The sequence below is a fragment of the Pseudomonas fluorescens genome, assembly GCF_000730425.1.
GTDB lineage: Bacteria > Pseudomonadota > Gammaproteobacteria > Pseudomonadales > Pseudomonadaceae > Aquipseudomonas > Aquipseudomonas fluorescens_X.
In genome coordinates this window covers 3729861-3753091 of the sequence record NZ_CP008896.1, presented here as the reverse complement: position 1 = coordinate 3753091, position 23231 = coordinate 3729861, and the positions used below count along the sequence as shown (strand labels likewise).

Below are 23231 nucleotides of genomic sequence, written 5' to 3'. Positions count from 1 at the left end.
CCCCCTTTTTTTTCGCCTGCAAAAAATGCGAAATCAGAACGTCAGGGTCCATTGGCCTATCAGGGCCTGGTTTTTGCTGCGTGTGCCAACGTCACCTGTGTAGGTCAGGCCGACGCTCTGGCTCGTCGACACGCCCAGCCCCAGCCCGGCTTGCAGCGTCAGGCTATCGCGATCCAGGGATGTGCCTTCGATGGTGAAGTCGCTGTTGAACACGGACTTGTCCACCCAGGCCGAGGACTGGCGCACGCGGCTGCCGACATCGCCGTACAGATGTGTCCAACTGGCGCTGACGTGGGGTTTGAGCGTCATCTGGTTGTCCAGGGTATAGAGGCCGGTCATGCGCAGGCCGAAAGTGCTGCTTGGATTCTGCTGGGTCTGCTCGCCGACACTGAGCGCGCTGAGGCCGCCTTTTTCCTTGAAGCGTTCGCGGTGGTAACGCTGATAACCCACGCCAGCGAAGGGTTCGACGGTGAAGCTGCCGTGGTCCACGCGATAGCCCAACTCGCTGAAAACCGTCTGGCTTTGCGCGGTGTACTTGCCCTTGAGCTGTTCTCGATGATCGATGAAATCAAAGTCGATACTGCGCTTGTTCTGGCCGGCGTGGCTGCTATGGATCGCGCCCAAACGCAGTGTCAGCGGGCCGTCCTGGCGCATTGCGTAAGCGCCCAGGTGCCAGCTGTCCAGCCCAGCCTTGAAGCGTTTGGCACTCAGGTCGCTGGTGGATTTTGCGCCCATGACACCCACGCGCCAGGCCGGGTCCACGGCCCAATCGGCGCCTAGCATCAGGCCTTGGGTCCGTTGCTGTAGATCGGTTGCGCCGTGCTGGCCCTCCAGGCCGCCGACGTTGCCCAGGCCGTGCAGCCAGAAACGGCCAGAGGCGTCGCCGTTCACTTCGCCCATGGCTGACAGCAGGCTGGTGTGCAGCGGCTTGAGGCTGTTGCGGGTGGCGCTGCCCAGGTTGGCGTTCTGGCTGGCGGCCAGTTGCTCCAGCACCGCGCCGATCCTCTCGGGTGCCAGGCTGCTGAAGTACTCAGCGTCTTTTGTTATCAGATAGCGCTCCGCGTCACTCAAGGTGTCCGACACCAGCAGTTCGTCCACGGCGCGGTCCAGCATTTGGGCGACCTGCCGGCCATTGTCGGTGGTGGCGTAGTCGATGAAGTAAAAAGGGCTGGCAGGTTCAGGGTCGCTGGGCGGTCTCATATCGCCGCGTGCCGCGGCCATTTGAATGTTGAAAGCGCTCAACGCGAAGGTGATGACAAGGGTGAGTCGCTTGGATATGTAGGGCATACGGTCCGAACCTCATATATGTGAGGCCGGGAATTTAGCGAGGCGCAGGGAGGATAACTGTCAGGGAGGGCGTTCGAAGTCGGCGGGAGATGTCTTGGGTGTCGAGCGAATAAAGGCGCAGGGGCTGTGGCTTTTAGAGACGCACAGCCAGGCAGCCATCTTACTTGAGACGGCAAAGGTCGCCGGGGCTCGACAACGCCGACAACGGCGGCGTCAGCCTCGGCATTGGGCCAGGCTTTTCACCTGCCCATCAGTTGTCTGGTTGGCCTCGCTAAGCCACGCCTCGAACCCGGCACCCACCATCGGCCATTCCCCGTCAAGGATCGAATACCACGCGGTATCGCGGTTCTGCCCTTTGACGACCATGTGCTGGCGGAACACCCCTTCAAAACTGAACCCCAACCGCTCGGCCGCGTATTTGGAGCGGGCGTTGGCGTTGTTGCACTTCCATTCCAGGCGCCGGTAGCCCAGTTCAAAGGCATGCCTGGCCAATAGATACACCGCCTCGGTGCTTTTGGGCGAGCGCTGCATCGGCGCGCCGAAGGTGACGTGGCCGATTTCGATGCGGCCCTGGGCCGGGACGATGGACATCAGGCTGAGGATACCCTGCACGTCGCCGCTGGCCCGGTCGATGACGCTGAAGAAGTAGGGGTCGCTGTTGGCCGCATGGTTGTTCAGCCAGGTGTCGAAGACAGCACGCTCGGGAAACGGGCCGTAGGGCAAGTAGTCCCACAACTTGGGATCGGCGCCGGGGCCTTGGAGCGCATGCCACAGTCCTTCGCCGTGGCGGGCCGGGTCGAGTTTTTCCAGGCGGATAAAACGCCCCTCGATCCGGTGGGCGGTGGGCGGTGGGACGCCTTTCCAGTCTGTAAGTGAAGTCGACATGCTGCTCTCCTTAAAGGCCTTTGCGAAACTGGATGAAACCGGGGCGTTCGGCGATGCGCTCATATAACGCAATAGCGGTGGCATTGGTCTCATGGGTCAACCAGTGGACCTTGCCGCAACCGTCGGCCTTGGCGCGGGTGTAGACGTATTCGATCAGCTTGCGGCCAACCCCGGTGCCCCGCTGGGCGGGCTCCACCAGTAAGTCTTGCAGGTAGCACGAGTTTTCAATGCTCCAGTTCGACCGGTGATAGATGAAGTTGACCATGCCCACCGCCTTGGCGTCCTGCCAGGCCAGGGCCGAATAGGTCGGCTCGCGGGGGTCGATCAAGCGTTGCCAGGTACTGGTGCTGACCGCGTCTGGCAACCGGGTGTTGTAGAAGTGCAAGTACGCCTGCCACAGGGGCAACCAGGCGGCGTGGTCGGCGGCTTCTACCGGGCGGATTTGGATCGGGTTCATGAGGGCTCCTTGGGCATGAATCGGGCGAGGGTCTGATCGCGTACATCGGGGCTCGCGGCGAGCCCTTGGCGCACGCCGGCGATGTCGGCCGCGCTGCGGTTCTGGCTGAGCTTGCGTTTGCCCTCCAGGCGTTGGATCGGCAGGGCGAAACCGACAATGGCCTTGAGCATGCCGTCGATGTAGTCCGCGGGTGCGTCGCTGACTTTCCACGGCTGGGCGCGGCCGGATTCGTGGCGGTCGGTGAGGGCGCCGACGACGCCGAGCAGGCGCTCGGCATCGGAGAACACTTCGGCCCGGCCATAGGCGTGTACGGCGATGTAATTCCAGGTCGGCACCACTTTGCCGTGCTCGGCCTTGGCCGGATAAAACGCTGGGCTGACGTAAGCCTCGGCACCGGCAAAGATCACCAGGGCATCACTGCCATTGTGCAGGTCCTGCCACTGGCGGTTGGCTTTGGCCAGGTGCCCGTAGAGGGTGCCATGGGGGCCTTCCTCGGGATTGAGCAGCAACGGCAGGTGACTGGCTTGCAGGCCCTGCTCGCCAAGGGTCACCAACTGCGCCAGGCGTGTGTGCTGGATCAGTTGCTGCAATTCGGGTAGATCCTGGAGGGCAAAGGCGCGGGGTGTGTACATGGAGATTTTCCTTGGCGAATGCCTGCATCGTAGGCAGGCTAATGGTTCGTTGTAAGAGCCATTTTCTGTTCATTTCATAGGTCCAATTCTGGAGCCGTGCCATGTCGCCCTCAGCGCCTGCGTTGCCCTTCAACCCAGCCGGTATTGATCTGGATCGCCGCCAGGGGCTGGCACGCCAGCTCTACCAGGCCTTGCGCCAGCGGGTACTGGATGGGCGACTGGCCAGCGGAACCCGATTGCCCGCCAGTCGCGATCTGGCGGTGGCATTGGGCATCTCCCGTAACAGTGTGGTGCGTGCCTACGACCAGTTGTATGCCGAAGGCTTTATCGAAGGGCGGGTCGGTGATGGAACCTATGTGGCGCAATTGCCGCCCGCCGCGAGCGGCGCAAAAAAATTATCCACAAAACTGTCCACAGGGTTTTCAACAGGCTTATCCCCAGCCTTATCCACAATCGATGATGATTTGTCCGGTGTGGCGCCCGGTAAAGTTATCCACAATCCGGCGCTGACGCGTCTGGAAAGCAACCATCTGCCGTTGCCGCCCACCGGGCCGCCACGGGCATTTCGAGTGGGTGTACCGGCTTTCGATCTGTTCCCGTTCGACGTCTGGGCCAAGCTGAATGCGGCTTTTTGGCGCAAGCCGGACCTGCAGCAGCTGTGTTATGGCGACCCCGCCGGTGATGAGCGCCTGCGCGGGCTGATCGCCGCCTACTTGCGCAGCTCCCGGGGCATGCAATGCACGGCTGAGCAAATAGTGATCACCAGTGGTGCGCAGCAGGCCATCAGCCTTTGTGCACAGTTGTTGGTCAGGCCGGGAGATGGCGTGGCGATCGAAAATCCCGGCTACCGTGCTGCCGGGCATGCGTTCGCGAATGCCGGGGGGCAGTTGCTCGGTGTGGCGGTGGACAGTGAGGGCATCGACTGTACGGCGTTGGGGGCCAGTCGCCTGGCGTATGTCACGCCGTCCCATCAATACCCGTTGGGGGTGGTCATGAGCCTGGCCCGGCGTCTGGAGTTGCTGGCCTGGGCCGAGCGCTGCGACGGCTGGATCATCGAGGACGACTACGACGGCGAATACCGCTACAGCGGCGCGCCCCTGGCGCCGTTGGCAGCGCTGGACCGCTGTGGGCGGGTGCTCTATGTCGGTACCTTCGGCAAAGTCGCTTTTCCGGCCCTGCGCCTGGGCTATCTGGTCTTGCCACAGGCCTTGGTCGAGCCGTTTGCCCGGCGTCGGGCGGTGGACGTGCGCCACTCTGAAGTCAGTACCCAGGCGGTGATGGCCGAGTTCATGGCCACCGGGCATTTCCAGCGGCATGTACGGCGGATGCGGCGTGCCGCATTGAGCCGGCGCAATGTCTTGCTGGCGGGCTGGCCCGCTGACCTGCCGGGCGTCAGCAACCTGCCCGGTGTCGCGGCAGGCTTGCACTTGACGGTGCGGGTGCAAAGCCTTGCCCGAGAACGTGAGTTGCTGGCCCAGGCGCAGGCCGCTGATGTCGAGATCAACGGCTTGAGTACCTACTGGCTGCCAGGTTCCAGCACGCCACCCGATCAGCGTGCGGGGCTGGTGCTGGGCTTTGCCGCGGTGCCTGAAACCGCTATCGGTGAGGCACTGGCCCGGCTGCGCAAGGCATGGCAAGGCGCATGACACGTCAGACCTCGGGGTTTGCCTGCTCGAAGAACAACGAACGCGCCAATGGCAGGCTGACGCGGGTACTTTTACCCAGCTCGTACAGGTGCGCTGTGCTGTCGTGGAGTTTTCTATTGAGGGCGGCGGACGGGCGGTCGCTTTCGGTGAGATTGAGCCGGGTCAGCGCTTTCTCGATAGTCTGCGCCGTACGTTCCAGGCGGGTGGCGGTGTGGGGGAGGTGATTGTTGTGATTGATGGAGACGTGGTTATTGGCGAAAGAGGCATTGGGCATGGGTGTTACCTGTGCAGTCGTTGGGCCAGGGGCCGATAGCGACAAGCCGGAGAAACCCACGGTAACGACGCAGGCAATGCCAGGTAGGGTAGATAAATAGCCTGCCGCGTTAAACGCGGCAGGCGTCTGGCGGGTGTATGGATCAGGTTCCGGACTTGATTTTGGTCCAGGCCCGTGTCCGTGCGCGTTCGGCCTCGCGGGCCAAGGGTTTCAAGGTATACAGGGTGGTCATGGCGGCATCGGTCGGGTACAGGTTGGGGTTGTTGCGAATAGCCGGGTCCACCTGTTCGGTGGCGTCCTTGTTGGGGTTGGGATAACCGACAAAATCGCTGATGGGGGCAATGACCTGGGGTTGCAGCAGGTAGTTGATAAAGGTGTAAGCGTCTTGCGGGTTCTTCGCGCCCTTGGGGATCGCCAGCATGTCGAACCAAATCGGCGCGCCTTCCTTGGGCAGGCGCATATCGACGGTTACGCCGTTGTTGGCCTCCTTGGCACGGTTGGCGGCCTGGGAGAAGCTGCCGGAGTAACCGACGGCGACGCAGATGTCGCCATTGGCGATATCGGCCATGTATTTGGATGAATGAAAATAGGTCACGTAAGGGCGGATCTTCAGCAGCAGCGCTTCGGCTTGCCGATAGTCCTCGGGGTTGTTGCTGTTGGGGTCCAGGCCCAGCTGCTTCAAGGCCAGCGGCAGGATTTCCGACGGCGAATCCAGCAGGGCGACGCCGCACTGTTTGAGCTTGCTGAGGTTTTCTTCCTTGAAGATCAGGTCCCAGCTGTCCACCGGCGCATTGGCGCCCAACGCCGCCTTGATCTTGTCGGGGTTGAAGCCAATGAGGATGGTGCCGTACATGTAGGGCACCGCGAATTTATTGCCAGGATCGTTGACCTCGATCAGCTTCATCAACGTGGGGTCGAGGTGATTCCAGTTCGGCAACTGGCTGCGGTCCAGGGGCTGGAACACGCCGGCTTCGATCTGTTTGGCCAGGAACACATTGGACGGTACCACCACGTCATACCCGGAGTTGCCGGTCAGCAGCTTGGCCTCCAGGGCTTCGTTGGTGTCGAAGATGTCGTAGACCAGTTTGATCGCCGGGTTCCCGGCCTTGAAGTCCTCCAGGGCCTTGGGGGTGATGTAGTCGAACCAGTTGTAGACCCGCAGGGTTTTCTCTTCGGCCTGGACGGTGCTGCCCAGCACGGCAGCACACAGCAACAGCGACTTGAGCCTGTTCATTGGGCTGACCTCTCGTGTTCAAAGCCTTCAAGGACGTTCACGGCATTGAGGCCGATTTCTTCCACGGCATAACCGCCTTCCATCACGAACAAGGTCGGCTTGCCCAGGCGTGCAATGCGCCGGCCCATGGCCAGGTAGTCCGGGCTGTCGAGCTTGAACTGCGAAATGGGATCGTCCTTGAATGTGTCGACCCCCAGGGACACGACGATGATCTGGGCGCCCAACCGCTCGATTTGTGTGCAGGCCTGTTCCAGGGCGACGCTCCAGCTGTCCCAGCCAGAGCCGGCGGGGAGCGGGTAGTTGAAGTTGAAGCCAGTGCCAGGCCCCTCACCGAGTTCATCGGCATAACCGAGGAAAAACGGAAACTCTGCCTCCGGATGCCCGTGGATCGAGGTGAAAAGCACGTCACTGCGCTCATAGAAAATCGACTGGGTGCCATTGCCGTGATGGTAGTCGACATCCAGTATCGCGACCCGGGTGTGGCCCTGATCGATAAAGGCCTGGGCCGCGATGGCGGCATTGTTGAGGTAGCAGTAGCCGCCCATCAAGTCGCTGGCGGCGTGATGTCCCGGTGGCCGGCACAAGGCGAAGGCACTGTGCGCGCCGTGCTGGATGGCCTGCTGCGCCGTCAGTGCAACCTGGGCTGCGCTATAGGCTGCTTGCCAGGTACCGGCGGTAATCGGCGCGCCGCCGTCGAAGCTGTAATAGCCCAGTTGCCCGTGCAGGCTGGAGGGCATGACGCGACGCAAAGTACGGGCGGGCCAGGTGTAGGGCAGCAGGTCGCCATCCTGGCCAAAGGCCGTCCAGCGTTGCCAGGCCTCTTTGAAGAAATCCAGATAGTCGCGGCTGTGGACCCGTTGCAATGGCGCCAGGCCAAAGTCCTGGGGCGGTTGCACCGGGCCCAGTTCGCGGTCCTTGACCCGTTGCAACACGTGGTCGGCGCGGGAGGGCATTTCGAAGCAGGGCATCAGTTGCCCGTCCATCAATTCGCAACGGCCGTGATGCAGATGGTGATCGTCCGAGTAGATCGTCAGCATTGTTGTTGTGCTCCGCAGGCTGCTTGGGATGCCATGCAGTGTTACTGCACGGCGGGCGCAAGAGAACGGCAGGAGCGGCCAAAAGGGGATTGATCAGGCCAAAGAGTATGTCCGCTATTCGCCCCTCGATAGTGCGCTGACGCCCCGGGCCTGTGCATCAGGGCCGGAACTGGCTCGGAGCCACGCCACTCCAGCGTACAAAGGCATGCCGGAAGCTGGCCGCTTCGCTGAAACCCAGTTGCTCGGCAATCTGGTGGATCGCCAGTTCGCCGTGGCCCAGCAACTGCTTGGCCTGTTCGAAGCGCAGCTCGTCCAGCAATTCCTGATAGCTGCAGCCCAAGGCGTGGAGGTGGCGGCGCAGGGTGCGTGGCGAGCAGTTCATTTGCCTGGCCAGGCCATCAAGCCCTGGGGAGGTGCTCAATTGTGCGGCCAGCAGTTCACGCACTCGCCCCAGCCAGGCCTGGCGCCCGGTAAATTCCGTGTTCTGCTTGCGACAGCGCTCGGCTATGGCGCGGTGGGTAATGGCGTCGGCCAGGGGCAGGGGGTAGTCGAGCCAGTCACGGTCAAAGGCGAAGGCGTTAGTGCCAGCGTCAAATTGCAGGGGGCAATCGAAGCGTTCGGCATAGCGTGCCTGGTACGCGGGCGCGGCGTAGTCGAAGCGGGCTCCGAGCAAGGGCAGTGTCTGCCCCAGCAGGTCGTCGCAGATCACGTTCAACGAGACCAGGCACAGTTCGACATTGAACTGGACCAGTGCCGGGTCTTCACGGTAATCGCGGGCGGTGAACCAGATCCGTTGACCCTCCTCTTCCAGGCTCAGCGCAAAAAGTGTTCCCAATAACGCTGGATAACGCAGGGCCAGACGCAAAGCGTCACCAAAGGTGGCACAGGTGAGCAATCCATATCCCAGCATGCCGTAGGATGAAACATGCATGCGCTGGCCCAGTTCCAGGCCCAGGTCCCGGCGCAGCGCCACGGCATTGGCGCACACGCGCATCTCTTGGTTGGTGGTGATGCGCGCGTCGGCCCGGCCCAGATCCGCCGCGCAGATACCGCTACCTGCCAGCAACGCCTCACTGGCCACGCCCTGCGCCTGGAAGCTGTCCAGCACCAGTGAAACAGCGTTGAGGGTTGTCAGGTGAGAGTGCAGCATGGGCCGGCTCCGTCAGGGGGACTGCTTGTTGGAGCAAAGAATGTGCCCCGATGTTATGACGTGAAAAACAATTTGCGCGCCTGCTCCAGATTGATGCCGCTGCGGTAGAAATCGATCTGCTGCTGCCTTGTCGGATTCTTGAGTACGTCGGCCTCAGGTCCCTGGCGGTATTCCTGCGGGGTTTTCAGGCGAGCGAAGAGAAAGCGCTTGGTTGAGGCCCAACTGGCCGAATAATGGAAGTGTGCATACCAGAGGACAGTGCCAGTAGCACGGTCGGTAATGACATATTCATCCAGATAATCCGGTTTGGGTCCCTTGAGGCGGCGGCGTTTCAAGGTCTGCTTGATGGTTATGGCATTGTGTTCTTTAAGCCATTCGACACCGTTGATGGTTGGCGCCCGTTGCTTGGTGATCTGCATCATGAATTGGGTGGCGTGCTGGTAAAGCGTAGTGGCGGCCTCTTTGAGTTGCCTGCGGATAATGGCTCCTGTGCGCCGTTGGTGATCGGTTGGGCGGCCTTGCTCCAGCGCCTTTTCAAGGGCGTGGTCGGCTTGCTCCATCAGCCGTGCATGTTGATGAAACAGGTATTCGATCCCTTGCGCCGTGCGTTCGGTGTTTTCTTGTTGTGCAGCGGCACGGGTGAAAAATGTCGTGAGCCCGTCCAACAATGCCTGGCCTTTTTCCAGGCCAGTCCGGATATCCGGCACCGGCACCGGCAATTCCGCCTCGGATGCTGTGATGTGTTGTACCCAGACGTCTTTGTCTTTCTCATGGAACGTGGCGATGACTTGCTGGGTCAGGGGGGAACGGATATCTACCAGGCCGGTTTCCAGTCCCTGTTTGGTCATTCTCGGTTCGCCAATCAGCATGCCGTTGTAGCGTGAATGAATGAATCTCTTCTTCGGTCTTGGTGGGGTCGGTGGGGGCGTCGGTCGTGCTCTTAAGTTGTCACGCTCGGCACTCAAGAGGGCCAACTGGGCCAGTGTCTGCTGCGAGAACCCGTGGATCTTCTGCTGCAGGAGCTTGACCTCCTCAGGAACAGCCGAATCGGAAAATTCCTGCTGGAAATCCCCCAGGCGCTCATCAATCACCTTGAATTGTTCAATCAGGCTGCACAACGCTTCGATCCGTTCGTCCAGGCGCGCTTCGCTGCGCTCCAGCAGGGTGTCGCGCAGGGCCTGCACCGAAATATCGGCGGTATCAACCAACGCGTCTATCGCATTCCAGGCTTCGGGGCGATGGCTCAGCGAACTCTCCGTCAGGCATAGGTTACGGGCCAACGTCACTTGCAACGCCTTGAGGTCGTCGCTGGTGTAGGACGGAAGCCGGCCCCTGCTCTCCTGGATCAGGCGTGTGCCTTCCAGCGCCAAAGTCTTTAGCTGGTCGAAGCGCGATTGGGTGTAATCCAGGCGCTCGATCATGTCCTGGCTCATCGTAGTCATTTGCCTGGCGTCGCTGATGTGCCGCACTTCACGGTCGCGGGCCTGGTGTTCGATGTGGTCCAGAACGGTATGCAGCTTGGGTGTAAAGGTGGTCTGGGCTTCCAGGATCCCTGTTTCGTTCAATGCCAACTGAGCCTTGATGTAGGCCAAGGCCTTGGGCTGATAGTCGCTGGAGGGGCTGAAAACGTTTAGCGTCTTGAGGCGTTGCAGTGCCTCTTCGTAACTCGTTTGCCTGCCGAGCAGGGCTTGCAGGTAGTGTTCGCGCTTGACGGCTGCGGAGGTGCTGGGTGCGTCCGTCATTTCCTGATGAGCCTGCTGCAGCAGCTGTTGTGCGGCGGCTTTGGCATTTTCGAAGGTGGCCAGTTGCGAGCGTAGCTCGTCGCTTTTGATGGAGGCATCGGACACGGCTTTTTTGATGACCCGTTTGGGGCCACCACCGAGCAAGCGCAGGCGAGTGTCGATAAACCATTGGCCCTTGGTATTGTGTATCAGCGGCAGGCTGGTGCGATTCGGGTCCTTGGGGTCAACGATAATGACGGGCTCATCCTCACGGGCCTGCACTTCAAACCAGCGCTCGCCCACCGGCGCGTAGTAACGCTCGGCATGGCGGTACAGATAGCGGTAAGTGCCTGGCTCGGTAATCACCGCGCCAAGCCCATCGGGCTTGCTGACCTTGAAGCTGTCCAGCAACTGCGCCAGTTGGCCTGGCTGGCGCTGGATGGCGCCCTGGATGTAAAGCGGTGTCTTGTGCAAAAACACAGGCGTATCAGGGCCGGGGGCAGGTAGCTGGCGGACCGTTGCGGGGCCTGTGGATTTATCGGTCTGCGGCCGGCTTTCCAGGCCATGGCGTCGGGTGGTGAGGTGCAACGTCAATGCAACGCCCAGATTCAGCAGCACGTCGGTGAGGGTTTCCCATTCCAGCTGTTCCTCGCCTTGTTCATGGGCTTGGACGAACTGCTGCAGTTCATCGACCACCTGCCAGATCCACAGGGCCGCACCCGCTGTGCGGCCAAGGAAGGGCAATATGGCATTCAGGATCATCCAGCCTGCTTGCTTGAGGGTTGCCCAGCGGTTTTCGGCGTTGGACACCGATTGGCGATCCGCCAGTTCAATCAGGGCCTGCGCATTGGCGTTGAATAGGGTACTGAACAGGTCGCCATTGAGCGGTTGGCCACCCAGGCTGATGGGACCGTTCATGATCAGCAGATTGTCGGGCTCGACCAGAAAGTCACTGACCACCCATGGCGATGGTAGTGCCCCGGGAAAGACATAGTTGGCGTAGTCCGCACGGACCGCGTTGGGTAGCCAGGCCAGTACCGAAGCGCGCAGATCCGAGGACTGGGCGATGCCGTACAACAGGTTGGAAGGCGAGGCGTATTGGATCAACGGTGGGTCAAACAGCGGGCGGTAGAGCAGGCAAGGTCCGTCGCCGGGGGGCTGGGGACCAATCACGTACATATTGGTGACCACATCCTCGGCATGGCCCTCCCGCCGCTGGGGAATGAAGGCCAGGGGACGTATGACGATGGTGCGTCCGTCTACCTGGCGCTCGCTTTCTTCGCTATGCATCACGCCAGCCACGTAGCGATAACCGCGTTCGTCGATGCCGCACTGTTGTTGGATCTTGTTCTGCAAGGCGATCAACGGCAGTTGGATACGCAGGTGGCTGGCGTACAGGTTTTTGCGGCGGATTGACTCCAGGCGCAGATCCAGCAGTCTGTTTTTGATCAATTCGGGATAGGCGCTGCCGATATCGACTTGGGTGATGAGCTTTTCCAGGTAGTCGACAGTCATCCAGGCGGGTAAGCGCTGGCCATTTTTCAGATGCACATTCTTGTTGCCCATGGGCACGGCAATCAAGTTTTGCAGGGCCAGGTCAGCCAGACTGAACGTCGTGGTTTCCAGGCGACCCGGCACGATGAAGGTTCCCCAGGTCACCAGGCTTTGCACTTGGATGACGACCTGCTCAAACGGCAGATGTATGGCGTCGGGGTGGTCGAGAAGGATTTGCTGCTTGAGGGTGGTCAGCGCGTACTCACGGATCGGTGGGATTTCATCCAGGTAGGACTGGCCGTTGTTCAGGCTGTTGAGGACCGCCAAGTCTTTGAGGTGCCGTGCATAGCTGTTTCGATCGCCGCTGGACGCCTGGCGCAGCCAGTCGGGCAAATGATGGTAGTACCACTCCTGGCTTTGGCCGCTGTTCGAGACCTTTTGCGTTGCGTCAGGTGGACCGTCGAGTGCCGGCCTTGCCTGGCGCAGGTCGGAGAAGTCCAGCTCGCCCACGGCCTTGATTTGCATGGCGAGCAGCGCACAGGCCTGCTCGTCGAAAAAATGGCCAGGCGGCTCGTACAAGCGCCAGTGCAGTGTCTTGCCCTGGGCCGCTGCGCCGATATGAGCGGGCAGGGATTGGCCCAACTGCTCCAGCGAGTCGTACTTCTGATAGCCGTCGAGCATTGAATAGCTGAGGAGGCGGTTTTTTCCCTGGTGTTGCCCTATCAGTACGGCGATCACCGCCCCGCTCACCGGCTGAAGCGGGTCGCCGTCAGCCAATTGGATATCCAGCAAATACGCTCTGCTGGAGTACGCGTCCTGAGGCTGGCGGTCGGAAAGGACCGGGGCGTGGAACAAGCCACGGGCCATGGCGCAATCGATGGCGTCCCAAGCCCCGGCCTTTTGTACATTCCAGAGCGAACGCAGGCTGCTGGACAGTTCGTGCCATCTCGGGCCGCTGCCGCTGCTCTCGTTCCAGTACGCCACCAGTTGCTCCTGGCAGGCGCTGAGCATCGCGGGTGCGAGGGTATTGAGGGCCTTGGCGATTTCGATAATGCGTACCGGCAAATGCGTGGCCGGATCACTGATTGGCTGTCGCGTCAGGAAGTGCTCGCCTTCGATACATTGCATGGGCACCGCCAGCACCGCTTGCCTGGCAAGTATGTCGCTCAAGGCCTGGTAGTGAACCGGCCCGGCCACGATCCGGTCGTCGACCAGCTCCCAGGTGGGAATACCCATCAGGGTGGTATTGGGGTCGATGCACAGGTCTGGATACAGTTCGCTCAGTGTCTGGCGCAGCAGCTCGGTGGCGGCCTCTCTGAATGAGGGGCCCGTGTGCAGTTGGGTGATCAGCCCCAGCGTCGGGTCGCCGTTGTTGGAGGCTGGTGGGAGGGGGGAGGAAGGGGCCATGGGTCATCCCTGTCGTGGCGGTTGATGGAAATAACCCGAGACGAGGCGCGGGTTGTTTGCATGCTAGGGACCGCCCGATCAGGGAAGGGGGTGCTTATATAGCGTGGCTCATAGGTCGAGTTCCACCAGGCGTCGGACTTCAGCGGTGTGCAGCCCGGCGCCGAGCAGGGCATTGAGTTTGCCGAACGCCGCCTCGCGGGTCATCCCGTGGCCTGACAACACGCCGCTGTCACGCAGGCGGCTGCCGGCCTCATACACATCCAGTTCCACACCGCCTTCATGGCATTGGGTGATCGCCACGACCACAATGTCCAGCGCCTGCGCCCGCTTGAGGCCGGCGAGGAACTCGGGGTTGTCGCTGGGCCCGGTGCCACTGCCATAGCACTCCAGGATCAGCGCCTGGATACCGCTGTTGATCAAGCCGTCCAGTTGCGCCGCCGAAATCCCCGGCACCAATGGCAGTACCCCAACATTCACCAAGGCCTTGGGCTGGCGATAATCCAATGCAGGCGGAATCGCATCGGCCCTGGGCATGCCACCTTGACGTTGCAGCGTCGCGAACGGATGGCGCCCGAAGCTGCGGATTTTTGCGCAACGGGTCGGCTCCAGCAGCTCGCCATGAAAGTACAGCTGGACACCGGGGGCCAGGCCTTCGCCGAGGGCGGCAAGCGCGCCGCTGACGTTTTCCCAGGCATCACTGTCCGCCACACCGGCGGGCAACATGGAGCCTGTGAACAGCACCGGCGCCGGCAGGCCCAGCAACTGAAAACGCATGGCCGCCGCGCTGTAGGCCAGGGTATCGGTGCCGTGCAGGATCAGTACTGCATCGGCGCCGTTATCCACCGCCTCGACCACGGCGCTGCGCAAGTGCTGCCAGTAGGCGGGGGTCATGTTGGCGCTGTCGATCAACGCCGGCATTTCCTGAAAGTGCCAGGCTGGCACTGGCAGGCCGGCAAGCTGTTGGCGCATGCGCGCTTCAAAGCCGGACGCCGGGGCCAAGCCATTGGCGCTGGCTTGCATGCCGATGGTGCCACCGGTGTAGAGCACCATGACGTTGTTAGCTGGTTGCATTGCAAAATCTCCTGAACGAAAAACGCCGCCAAGCCCAGAGCATGCCCAAGGCTTGGCGGCGTGTCATCTGCGCTTAACGCTGCGTTTGAGCGTCCAGTTCAGCCGGTGGTGCAACCTGCGGTTTTGCCGGGGTTGCCGGCCATGCCTTGCAATCGAGGTCCAGGTCGGGGAACCGGCTGGCGTCGAACACCGGAGTCTTGATACCCGCCGCGCGTTGGCTGTCGTAGTCGTTGAGGATACGCATGGCGATCTTGAACAGGAACGCCAGGGCGAACAGGTTGACGAACGCCAGCATGGTCATGGTGATATCAGCGAAGGCGAACACGGTGCTCAGGTTCTCGATCGAACCCCAGAAGATCAGCATCAGCACCAACGCGCGATAACCGATCAGCACCTTGCGATTGTTACCCACCAAAAAGCGCAGGTTGCTCTCGCCCAGGTAGTAGTTGTACATGATCGAAGTGAACACGAACAACGCCAGGGCCACCGAGATAAACATCCGGCCCCAGTCACCCACCACCGCGGCCAGGGAGTTCTGGGTCAGGGCAATGCCATCCCCTTCGAAGCCTGGGGTGTAGAAGCCCGAGAGCAGAATCAGCAACGCAGTGCAGGTGCAGATGATGAAGGTGTCGAGGAACACACTGAACGCTTGCACCACGCCTTGGGCGACCGGGTGTTCCACCGAGGCCACCGCAGCTACGTTCGGTGCGCTGCCCAGGCCCGCTTCGTTGGCGAACACGCCACGCTTCACGCCCATGATGATGGCGCTGCCCACCAGGCCGCCGAAGGCCTGGTCCAGGCCGAAGGCGCTCTTGACGATGGTCGCGAGCATGGCCGGTACCTGGTCGAATTGCAGCACGATCACGTAGATCGTCACGGCGATATAGACCAGGGTCTTGACCGGTACCAGCAAGTCGGCGATCGAGGCGATGCGCTTGATCCCACCGATAAACACCAGGCCCAGCAATACCGCCAGGGCCAGGCCGGTGTAGGTGGTGTCAAAGCCAAAGGCATTGTTCAGCGAGTGGGTCACCGCATGGGCTTGCAGGCCGTTGAAGGCCAGGCCGAAGGTCACCAGCAGCAGGAATGCCATCACCATCCCCAGCCAGCGTTTTTGCAGACCGTGCTGGATGTAATAGGCCGGACCGCCACGGTAGGTGCCTTCGGCGTCGGTGCGCTTGTACAGCTGGCCGAGGGAACACTCGATAAAACTCGAAGACATGCCCACCAGCGCGGTGACCCACATCCAGAACACGGCACCCGGCCCACCCAGGGTCACGGCAATGCCGACACCGGCGATGTTACCGGCACCCACCCGTCCAGCCAGGCTGAGCATCAGCGCCTGGAACGAACTGAGCTGGCCGGCACTGCTTTTCAGGCTGTCGCGAAACACCGCGAACATATGAAAGAAGTGACGAAATTGAACGAAACGCGAGCGGATCGTGAAGTAACCACCGAGCCCGACAATGAGCACGATCAGTACTTTTCCTGAGAGGAAGTCGTTGATGACTTCAAGCATGGAGTATTCCTCGCTGTTTTTTGTAAAGGCAAAAGCCGGACGGGCCGACACATCGTGTTACACACAATCGCGCAGGCAGCACGATAGGTGGGTCGAGTGCTCGTCCCGGTTCCAAGTCGCGGGTTGTTATTAGTTCGGCGTTCGCATACGACGACTGTGCATGCGAAGAGGGGCGGCACTATACCTAGGTGCGCGCCAGCCGTCTGCAAGCAGCGCAACTGAGCGAGGAATGGTAGGCGGGCAAAGGCGCTGAATCGGTTTTTGTGGCGGGTGGTTTCGGCGGGGCCAGCAGCGCTATCGCCGGCAAGCCGGCTCCTACAAGGGGTGGCGAGTTGCGGGCAAAAAAAAGGGCCTGAAGAGCAAGCCTTCAAGCCCTCAAAAGGATGAGAGGTGTCTAGTCCCCCAACCTGGTGAGCGGTGCTACATGCGCTTAGGCCTTCAACGGCACCAGGCGCGGGGCAATCATGTTTTCCGGGCGCAGGATGTCGTCGAGCATGGCGTCGTCGAGCAAGCCTTCTTCGCGCACCAGCTCCAGCACGCCGCGGCCGCTTTCAAGGGCGATACGGGCGATGCGGGTGGCGTTTTCATAGCCGATGTACGGGTTCAGCGCGGTGACCAGGCCGATGGAGTGCTCCACCAGTTCGCGGCAGCGGGCTTCGTTAGCGGTGATGCCGACGATGCAATGCTCACGCAGCATGTCCATGGCACGTTGCAGCAGGCGGATCGAGTCGAAGATCTTGAAGGCGATCAGCGGCTCCATCACGTTCAGTTGCAGTTGGCCGCCTTCGGCCGCCATGGTCAGGGCCAGGTCGTTACCGATGACCTGGAAGGCCACCTGGTTCACGGCTTCCGGGATCACCGGGTTGACCTTGCCGGGCATGATCGAACTGCCTGGCTGGCGCGCTGGCAGGTTGATCTCATTGATCCCGGTACGTGGGCCGCTGGACAGCAGGCGCAAGTCGTTGCAGATCTTCGACAGCTTCACCGCCGTGCGCTTGAGCATGCCGGAGAACAGCACGAACGCGCCCATGTCGGAGGTGGCTTCGATCAGGTCGGCAGCCGGTACCAGCGGCTGGCCGCTGATGGTGGCCAGGCGTTGGACGGCCAGGGCCTGGTAGCGCGGGTCGGCGTTGATGCCGGTACCGATGGCGGTGCCGCCCAGGTTGACTTCGGTCAACAGTTCCGGCGCCAGGGTCTTCAGGCGTGCCAGGTCTTCACCCAGGGTCGTGGCGAAGGCGCGGAATTCCTGGCCGAGGGTCATCGGCACGGCGTCTTGCAGCTGGGTGCGGCCCATTTTCAGGACGTGGCCGAACTCGACACCTTTGGCGGCGAACGCCTGGATCAGGCTGTCGAGGCTGGCCAGCAGCGCGTCATGGCCCAGCAGCAGACCCAGGCGGATCGCGGTCGGATAGGCGTCGTTGGTCGACTGCGCCATGTTCACGTCGTTGTTGGGGTGCAGGTACTGGTACTCGCCCTTGTTGTGGCCCATGGCCTCCAACGCGATGTTGGCGATGACTTCGTTGGCATTCATGTTGGTTGAAGTGCCTGCGCCGCCTTGAATCATGTCCACCACGAATTCTTCGTGGAAGTCGCCGCGGATCAGGCGGGCGCAGGCTTCGCTGATGGCAGCGTGCTTGGCTTCGCTGAGCTGGCCCAACTCGCGGTTGGCATCAGCGGCGGCTTGCTTGACCATTGCCAGACCGACCACCAATTTCGGGTAATGCGAAATCGGAACGCCGGAGAGACGGAAGTTATTCACGGCTCGCAGGGTCTGGATGCCGTAATACGCTTGTGCAGGTACTTCAAGTACGCCAAGCAGGTCTTTTTCTGTGCGGAATGATGCAGCGGAGGACATGACGGAAATCATCTCGATATGGACCCGGAACAGGCCGGAACGCTGCGAATGCTAGGCTTGCAGAAGTTTTTGGGCCAATGCTGTTAAACACTGGCCTATGCACAAACGGCATAATGTTGATGTGACCCGGTTATCATGGCGGGCGTGTGTGCCAAAATGGTGCATGCACTGGAGAATCAGATGAACCTCGAAAGCAAATGGCTGGAAGACTTCAGCGCCCTGGCGGCCACGCGCAGCTTCTCCCAGGCGGCGGAGCGGCGCTTTGTCACCCAGCCGGCCTTCAGCCGGCGTATCCGCAGCCTTGAGGCCGCCCTGGGGCTGACGCTGGTCAATCGTTCGCGCACGCCGGTGGAACTCACTGCGGCGGGGCAGTTGTTCCTGGTGACGGCGCGTACGGTGGTCGAACAGCTGGGCGAAGTGCTGCGCCATTTGCATCACCTCGAAGGCGGGCAGGGCGAGGTCATGCAAGTGGCCGCTGCGCACTCCCTGGCATTGGGCTTTTTCCCACGCTGGATCGCACAATTGCGCAACGAAGGGTTGAACATCGCCACGCGGTTGGTGGCCACCAACGTGGGCGACGCCGTGCATGCCCTGCGCGAAGGCGGCTGCGACCTGATGCTGGCGTTCTACGACCCGGATGCGGCGATGCAGATGGACCCGGACATTTTTCCGTCGCTGCACCTGGGCAACACCGAAATGCTTCCGGTATGTGCCGCCGATGCCCATGGCAAGCCGCTGTTCGACCTGGAAGGCGAGGGCAGCGTGCCATTGCTGGCCTACAGCGCCGGCGCGTTCCTCGGGCGTTCGGTGAACCTGCTGTTGCGCCAGCGGGCCCTGCGCTTTACCACCGTGTACGAAACCGCCATGGCCGACAGCCTGAAAAGCATGGCCCTGGAAGGGTTGGGGATTGCCTGGGTGCCACAGTTGAGCGTGCGGGCCGAACTGGCTCGGGGTGAACTGGTGGTGTGTGGCGGGCCGCAATGGCATGTGCCGTTGGAGATTCGCCTGTATCGCTGCGCGTTGGTGCGCAAGGCGAACGTGCGGTTGTTGTGGCGCAAGTTGGAAGGTGGGGCGGCCCAAACCGCTTGAGGGCACAGCAAGTCAAAATGTGGGAGCGGGCAAGCCCGCTCCCACATGAGTTTTGCGGTGTCTTTGGCTGACTCTTAAGTCAATAAAACCGCAGGTTTAAAGCGTAAGACAGATGGTCGGTGCAGGGGCTGTTTATCTGGATTATTACGGTATACTGCGCGGCCTTCGGCCGGTCCAACCGGCCTTAATTCGTACAACAAGCCACGCCGGATTTCCCGCGTGGCTTGTTGTTTTTTGACGCGCCTGCGGGCGCCCAGAGAGAAGAGGCACGACGATGAGTGCATTGGTTGGCGTGATCATGGGCTCCAAGTCCGATTGGTCCACCCTTAGCCACACCGCCGATATGCTGGAAAAGCTCGGCATTGCGTTCGAAGTGAAGGTGGTTTCCGCCCACCGCACACCGGACTTGCTGTTCCAGTATGCCGATGAAGCAGAATCCCGTGGCATCGAGGTCATCATCGCCGGTGCCGGTGGGGCAGCCCACCTGCCGGGCATGTGTGCGGCCAAGACCCACTTGCCGGTACTCGGCGTGCCGGTCCAGTCGTCGATGCTCTCGGGCGTGGACTCGCTGTTGTCCATCGTGCAGATGCCCGCCGGGATTCCGGTGGCGACCCTGGCGATTGGCAAGGCTGGCGCGATCAACGCGGCATTGCTGGCCGCCAGTATCCTGGGCGCCAAGCACCCGCAGTTCCATGTGGCACTGAAGAAGTTCCGCGCGGAGCAGACTGACAGTGTCCTGGACAATCCAGACCCACGCATCGCCTGAGGTTGATTGATGAAAATCGGTGTAATCGGTGGCGGCCAACTGGGCCGCATGCTGGCTTTGGCGGGGACTCCGCTGGGCATGAACTTCGCGTTTCTCGATCCGGCGCCGGACGCTTGTGCGGCAGCCCTGGGCGAACACCTGCGGGCGGACTACAGCGACCCGGACCACTTGCGCCAACTGGCCGATGAAGTCGACCTGGTGACCTTCGAGTTCGAAAGTGTGCCGGCCGAAACCGTGGCGTTCCTGTCGCAATTCGTTCCGGTATACCCGAGCGCCGAAGCCCTGCGCATTGCCCGGGACCGCTGGTTCGAAAAAAGCATGTTCAAGGACCTGGGTATTCCGACCCCGGCGTTCGCCGACATCCAGTCCCAGGCGGACCTGGATGCGGCCGTCGCCAGTATCGGCCTGCCGGCTGTGCTGAAAACCCGCACCCTGGGTTATGACGGCAAGGGCCAGAAAGTCCTGCGTACCGAGGCCGATGTGGTCGGCACGTTTGCCGAGCTGGGCAGCGTCGCCTGCCTGTTGGAAGGTTTCGTGCCGTTCACCGGCGAAGTCTCGCTGGTGGCCGTGCGTGCCCGGGATGGCGAAACGCGGTTCTACCCGTTGGTACACAACACCCACGACAGCGGCATCCTCAAGCTGTCCGTGGCCAGCACCGACCACCCGCTGCAGGCCCTGGCCGAAGACTATTCCAGCCGAGTGCTCGAGCAACTGGATTATGTCGGGGTGATGGCGTTCGAGTTCTTTGAAGTCGACGGTGGCCTCAAGGCCAACGAAATCGCCCCGCGTGTGCACAACTCCGGGCATTGGACCACCGAAGGTGCCGAGTGCAGCCAGTTCGAGAACCACCTGCGGGCGGTTGCGGGCTTGCCACTGGGTTCCACCGCCAAGGTTGGCGAGAGCGCAATGCTCAACTTCATTGGCGTGGTGCCGCCGGTGGAGCAGGTCATTGCGATTGATGACTGCCACCTGCATCACTACGGCAAGGCCTTCAAGGTCGGGCGCAAGGTCGGCCACGCCAACCTGCGTTGCAAGGACCGCGCGACACTCGACGCGCAAATCGCCAAGGTCCAGGCGCTGATCGCCGCGCAATAACCCTCGGGGCGGCGGGAACCATTGGTTGCCGCCATCCTCTGATTGCAGGATGCCAAAGTCTGACTAGGCTTCAGCTAACTTTCATTCAGAGGGAAATGCCATGGGTATCATTGGGACCATCTTTATCGGTTTGATCGTCGGCCTGCTGGCGCGTTTCCTGAAGCCAGGTGACGACAGCATGGGCTGGATCATGACCATCCTGCTGGGTATCGCCGGCTCCCTGGCGGCGACCTATGGCGGTCAGGCGCTGGGTATCTACCAGGCAGGCCAGGGCGCAGGCTTCATCGGCGCGCTGATCGGCGCCATTGTGTTGCTGGTGATCTACGGTCTGCTGAAAAAGAAGTGATTTAGCGACAAGCCCTCTGCGCTGCGCAGGCGCAGAGGGCTAGAATGCCGGCACTGTTCCTATTTGCCGAGCTCCTTCATGCGCCGCCTCCTGTTGACTGTCTTTTTGCTGGGTGCAAGCCTGGCCCACGCCGCTGAGCTGCCGGAAACCGACTGGCTGGAACTGATGCCCAAGTCGGACCAGAAGGCGCTTGAGCAAATGCCGGATATCGACCACAACTCCCCTGAAGCCCTGGGTACCTTTACCGAAAAGGGTGGCTTGAAGCAGAGCAAGGGCCTTCCGGCCGTGATGTATTCGACCAAGACCGTGGCTGCCATGAACGGCAAGCACATCCGCCTCGGCGGCTACCCGGTGCCCCTGGAAACCGACGCCAAGGGCCGCAGTACCTTGTTCTTCCTGGTGCCTTACCCGGGCGCCTGCATCCACGTGCCGCCACCGCCGCCCAATCAGTTGGTGCTGGTGCGCTACCCCAAGGGCCTGAAGCTCGATGATATCTACACGCCGCTGTGGGTGACCGGCACCTTGAAGGTGGAAACGGTCAACAACGACCTGGCGGATGCGGCTTATGCGCTGGATGCCGGGGTCGTGCGGGTGGTGCAGGAATCGGATTTATAACCCATGACCCTGTAGGAGCTGGCTTGCCAGCGATCCAGGCGACACGGTGTGTCAGTTGTACCGAGGCGATGGGATCGCCGGCAAGCCGGCTCCTACAGGATGGCGGCGATGCTCACAGCCATGGTGTGGCTCGCTCCAGGTGCCAGCACCACTACATCGTCCAACACATTGGCCGTCTCGATGCATAGCATGCCCTGCCAGCCATCGTCGGCCATGTCATCGAAAGCCTTGGCACGTTCGGTCCAGGGGTTCCAGATCACCGTCGATTTTGACCCTTCGCTGGTGAGCTGGATCCGGCGCTGCCAGTCTTTATCGATGATGTTCAGCTGTGCAGGCGTATCGAGGTAGATGCGGTCGGTCTCGGCAGTGAAGTGCAGGAGGCCGGATTGCTTTTTGGTCGCCCAGCCGTCGGCGGTATCGATATAGTCCAGCCCATCCAGGCCTTCGACCTGCACCTTGCGCACATCGCTGACGGCGAAGTAGCTGTGCAGCGCCTGGCTGATCGTCACCGTGTCGGTGCCACGGTTGTGGCTGGTCAGGCGGATATGCAGTTGCTCATCCAGCAGGATGCTCATTTTCAGATCGACCAGATGCGGCCAGCCAGGGAAGCCGCCGGCAGGCGCAATGAGCGCCAACTCAAGCCGATTGTCTTCCACGCCGACCAAGGTCCAGATGGCGGTACGCGCAAAGCCATGGGCGCCGGCCGGCTGATCGCTCTGGCGCATCGCCTTGACGCTTTGCGGGTTGCGCTCGAACACACCAAACCATGGCCAGCACACTGGCACGCCGGTGCGGATGCCTTTGCCTTGCTTGAACACCGCCTTGTCGTTGGGCCAGATCACCGGTTTTGCATCGGCAGGCTGATAACTGAAGACGTGCGCGCCCTGTTGGGCCACCAGCACTTCGGCGCCGTTGTGGCGGATGCGCCAGCAGTCCAGCTCATCCATTTTCACGGTTTCAACGTGGGGCGTAGGCATACAAGGCTCTCTCAATGACAGGCAATGGGGCAATGGACCGTCAAACCGCCGCGAGGTTTAACGCGCCCGGGACGGAACCGAGCGGGTGCGCCCGCTGCCATCGATGGCGACGAACACAAACACCGCCTCGGTGACTTTGCGCCATTCGCTGGACAGTGGGTCATCGCTCCACACTTCGACCATCATCTGGATCGAACTGCGGCCGATTTCCAGGGCCTGGGTGTAGAAGGACAACTGCGCGCCCACCGCCACGGGAACCAGGAAGGCCATGCGATCGATCGCCACGGTCGCCACGCGGCCACCGGCGACCTTGCTGGCCATTGCCGTGCCGGCCAGGTCCATCTGCGCCACCAGCCAGCCGCCGAAAATATCACCGAAACCGTTGGTTTCACGGGGCAGTGCAGTGATTTGCAGGGCGAGATCGCCTTGCGGGATAGGATCTTCTTGTTCGAGTTCGATCATGCCGGGGGTGCCTCTGACCCGTGACTCTTGGACTATGTAATCGGTGAATAGCCGTCTTGGAAAAACGATTCAGCCCCGAACATACTACGTTCGTCACGTTTTTCGAAAGGCGCCTTGAGGGAAACTCTGCGAAATCGGCTGACCGGTGCCAACGACGTTTTCGCGCAACTTCCACGGATAAGCAGGTGCAAGGTGCGCAGTATATCGGTCGA

General features: G+C 61.4%; 20 protein-coding genes. 6 read left to right on the top strand and 14 right to left on the bottom strand.

Going from position 1 to position 23231, the window contains the following annotated elements; translation table 11 throughout:
* Positions 1-33: 33 nt before the first annotated feature.
* From HZ99_RS16870 to HZ99_RS16855, 4 genes are all read right to left on the bottom strand, one after another.
* A complete protein-coding gene (locus HZ99_RS16870; RefSeq protein ID WP_038444560.1) occupies positions 34-1287 on the bottom strand; it encodes an autotransporter outer membrane beta-barrel domain-containing protein in 1254 nt (417 codons plus the stop codon).
* A 213-nt stretch (positions 1288-1500) separates the two neighbouring features.
* Positions 1501-2172 carry a GNAT family N-acetyltransferase gene (locus HZ99_RS16865; RefSeq protein WP_038444558.1) on the bottom strand — a complete coding sequence of 224 codons (672 nt, stop codon included), beginning with the start codon at positions 2170-2172 and terminating at the stop codon, positions 1501-1503.
* 10 nt (positions 2173-2182) lie between these two features.
* Positions 2183-2629 carry a GNAT family N-acetyltransferase gene (locus HZ99_RS16860; protein ID WP_038444556.1) on the bottom strand — a complete coding sequence of 149 codons (447 nt, stop codon included), beginning with the start codon at positions 2627-2629 and terminating at the stop codon, positions 2183-2185.
* A complete protein-coding gene (locus HZ99_RS16855; protein WP_038444555.1) occupies positions 2626-3261 on the bottom strand; it encodes an FMN-binding negative transcriptional regulator in 636 nt (211 codons plus the stop codon). Before HZ99_RS16855 ends, HZ99_RS16860 begins: the two co-directional genes overlap by 4 nt.
* A gap of 101 nt (positions 3262-3362) precedes the next feature.
* Here HZ99_RS16855 and HZ99_RS16850 point away from each other — a divergent pair, with 101 nt between their 5' ends.
* Entirely contained in the window at positions 3363-4907 is a 1545-nt protein-coding gene (locus tag HZ99_RS16850; RefSeq protein ID WP_038444553.1) for a PLP-dependent aminotransferase family protein, read from the top strand.
* 4 nt (positions 4908-4911) lie between these two features.
* Here HZ99_RS16850 and HZ99_RS16845 read toward each other — a convergent pair whose 3' ends face one another.
* The 8 genes from HZ99_RS16845 to aspA form a co-directional block, all read right to left on the bottom strand.
* Entirely contained in the window at positions 4912-5181 is a 270-nt protein-coding gene (locus HZ99_RS16845; RefSeq protein WP_038444551.1) for a hypothetical protein, read from the bottom strand.
* A 142-nt stretch (positions 5182-5323) separates the two neighbouring features.
* The gene (locus HZ99_RS16840; RefSeq protein ID WP_038444550.1) at positions 5324-6415 is read right to left on the bottom strand and encodes a polyamine ABC transporter substrate-binding protein; all 1092 of its coding nucleotides are present in this window, start codon (positions 6413-6415) and stop codon (positions 5324-5326) included.
* Entirely contained in the window at positions 6412-7452 is a 1041-nt protein-coding gene (locus tag HZ99_RS16835) for a histone deacetylase family protein (RefSeq protein WP_038444549.1), read from the bottom strand. The genes HZ99_RS16840 and HZ99_RS16835 overlap by 4 nt, the downstream gene beginning before the upstream one ends.
* Positions 7453-7609: 157 nt before the next feature.
* Entirely contained in the window at positions 7610-8602 is a 993-nt protein-coding gene (locus HZ99_RS16830; RefSeq protein WP_038444546.1) for an AraC family transcriptional regulator, read from the bottom strand.
* A 53-nt stretch (positions 8603-8655) separates the two neighbouring features.
* Positions 8656-13224 (bottom strand): hypothetical protein, encoded by a 4569-nt coding sequence (locus tag HZ99_RS16825; RefSeq protein ID WP_038444545.1) that lies wholly within the window; start codon positions 13222-13224, stop codon positions 8656-8658.
* Positions 13225-13332: 108 nt separating this feature from the next.
* A complete protein-coding gene (locus HZ99_RS16820; RefSeq protein ID WP_038444543.1) occupies positions 13333-14295 on the bottom strand; it encodes an asparaginase in 963 nt (320 codons plus the stop codon).
* A gap of 73 nt (positions 14296-14368) precedes the next feature.
* Positions 14369-15814: an alanine/glycine:cation symporter family protein gene (locus HZ99_RS16815; RefSeq protein WP_038444541.1), complete on the bottom strand. Its 1446-nt coding sequence runs from the start codon at positions 15812-15814 to the stop codon at positions 14369-14371.
* 430 nt (positions 15815-16244) lie between these two features.
* Positions 16245-17669 (bottom strand): aspartate ammonia-lyase, encoded by a 1425-nt coding sequence (gene aspA / locus HZ99_RS16810; RefSeq protein WP_038444539.1) that lies wholly within the window; start codon positions 17667-17669, stop codon positions 16245-16247.
* Positions 17670-17849: 180 nt separating this feature from the next.
* On the opposite strand from aspA, the gene HZ99_RS16805 reads away from it, so the two are divergent.
* The 5 genes from HZ99_RS16805 to HZ99_RS16785 all read left to right on the top strand — a co-directional run bounded on the left by HZ99_RS16805 (position 17850) and on the right by HZ99_RS16785 (position 21580).
* Complete coding sequence (locus HZ99_RS16805) at positions 17850-18758, top strand: LysR substrate-binding domain-containing protein (RefSeq protein ID WP_038444538.1); 909 nt, start codon at positions 17850-17852, stop codon at positions 18756-18758.
* 274 nt (positions 18759-19032) lie between these two features.
* Positions 19033-19524 (top strand): 5-(carboxyamino)imidazole ribonucleotide mutase, encoded by a 492-nt coding sequence (gene purE, locus HZ99_RS16800; protein ID WP_038444537.1) that lies wholly within the window; start codon positions 19033-19035, stop codon positions 19522-19524.
* Between the two features lie 9 nt (positions 19525-19533).
* A complete protein-coding gene (locus HZ99_RS16795) occupies positions 19534-20619 on the top strand; it encodes a 5-(carboxyamino)imidazole ribonucleotide synthase (RefSeq protein ID WP_038444536.1) in 1086 nt (361 codons plus the stop codon).
* 100 nt (positions 20620-20719) lie between these two features.
* A complete protein-coding gene (locus HZ99_RS16790; protein WP_028618516.1) occupies positions 20720-20965 on the top strand; it encodes a GlsB/YeaQ/YmgE family stress response membrane protein in 246 nt (81 codons plus the stop codon).
* A gap of 78 nt (positions 20966-21043) precedes the next feature.
* Complete coding sequence (locus HZ99_RS16785; protein WP_038444531.1) at positions 21044-21580, top strand: DUF3299 domain-containing protein; 537 nt, start codon at positions 21044-21046, stop codon at positions 21578-21580.
* A 92-nt stretch (positions 21581-21672) separates the two neighbouring features.
* On the opposite strand, the gene HZ99_RS16780 is transcribed toward HZ99_RS16785, so the two are convergent.
* Both HZ99_RS16780 and HZ99_RS16775 read right to left on the bottom strand, forming a co-directional pair.
* On the bottom strand, positions 21673-22557 hold the full coding sequence (locus HZ99_RS16780) for a D-hexose-6-phosphate mutarotase (protein WP_038444530.1): 885 nt from the start codon (positions 22555-22557) through the stop codon (positions 21673-21675).
* 57 nt (positions 22558-22614) lie between these two features.
* Positions 22615-23019: an acyl-CoA thioesterase gene (locus tag HZ99_RS16775; protein WP_003176975.1), complete on the bottom strand. Its 405-nt coding sequence runs from the start codon at positions 23017-23019 to the stop codon at positions 22615-22617.
* Between the last annotated feature and the right edge of the window lie 212 nt (positions 23020-23231).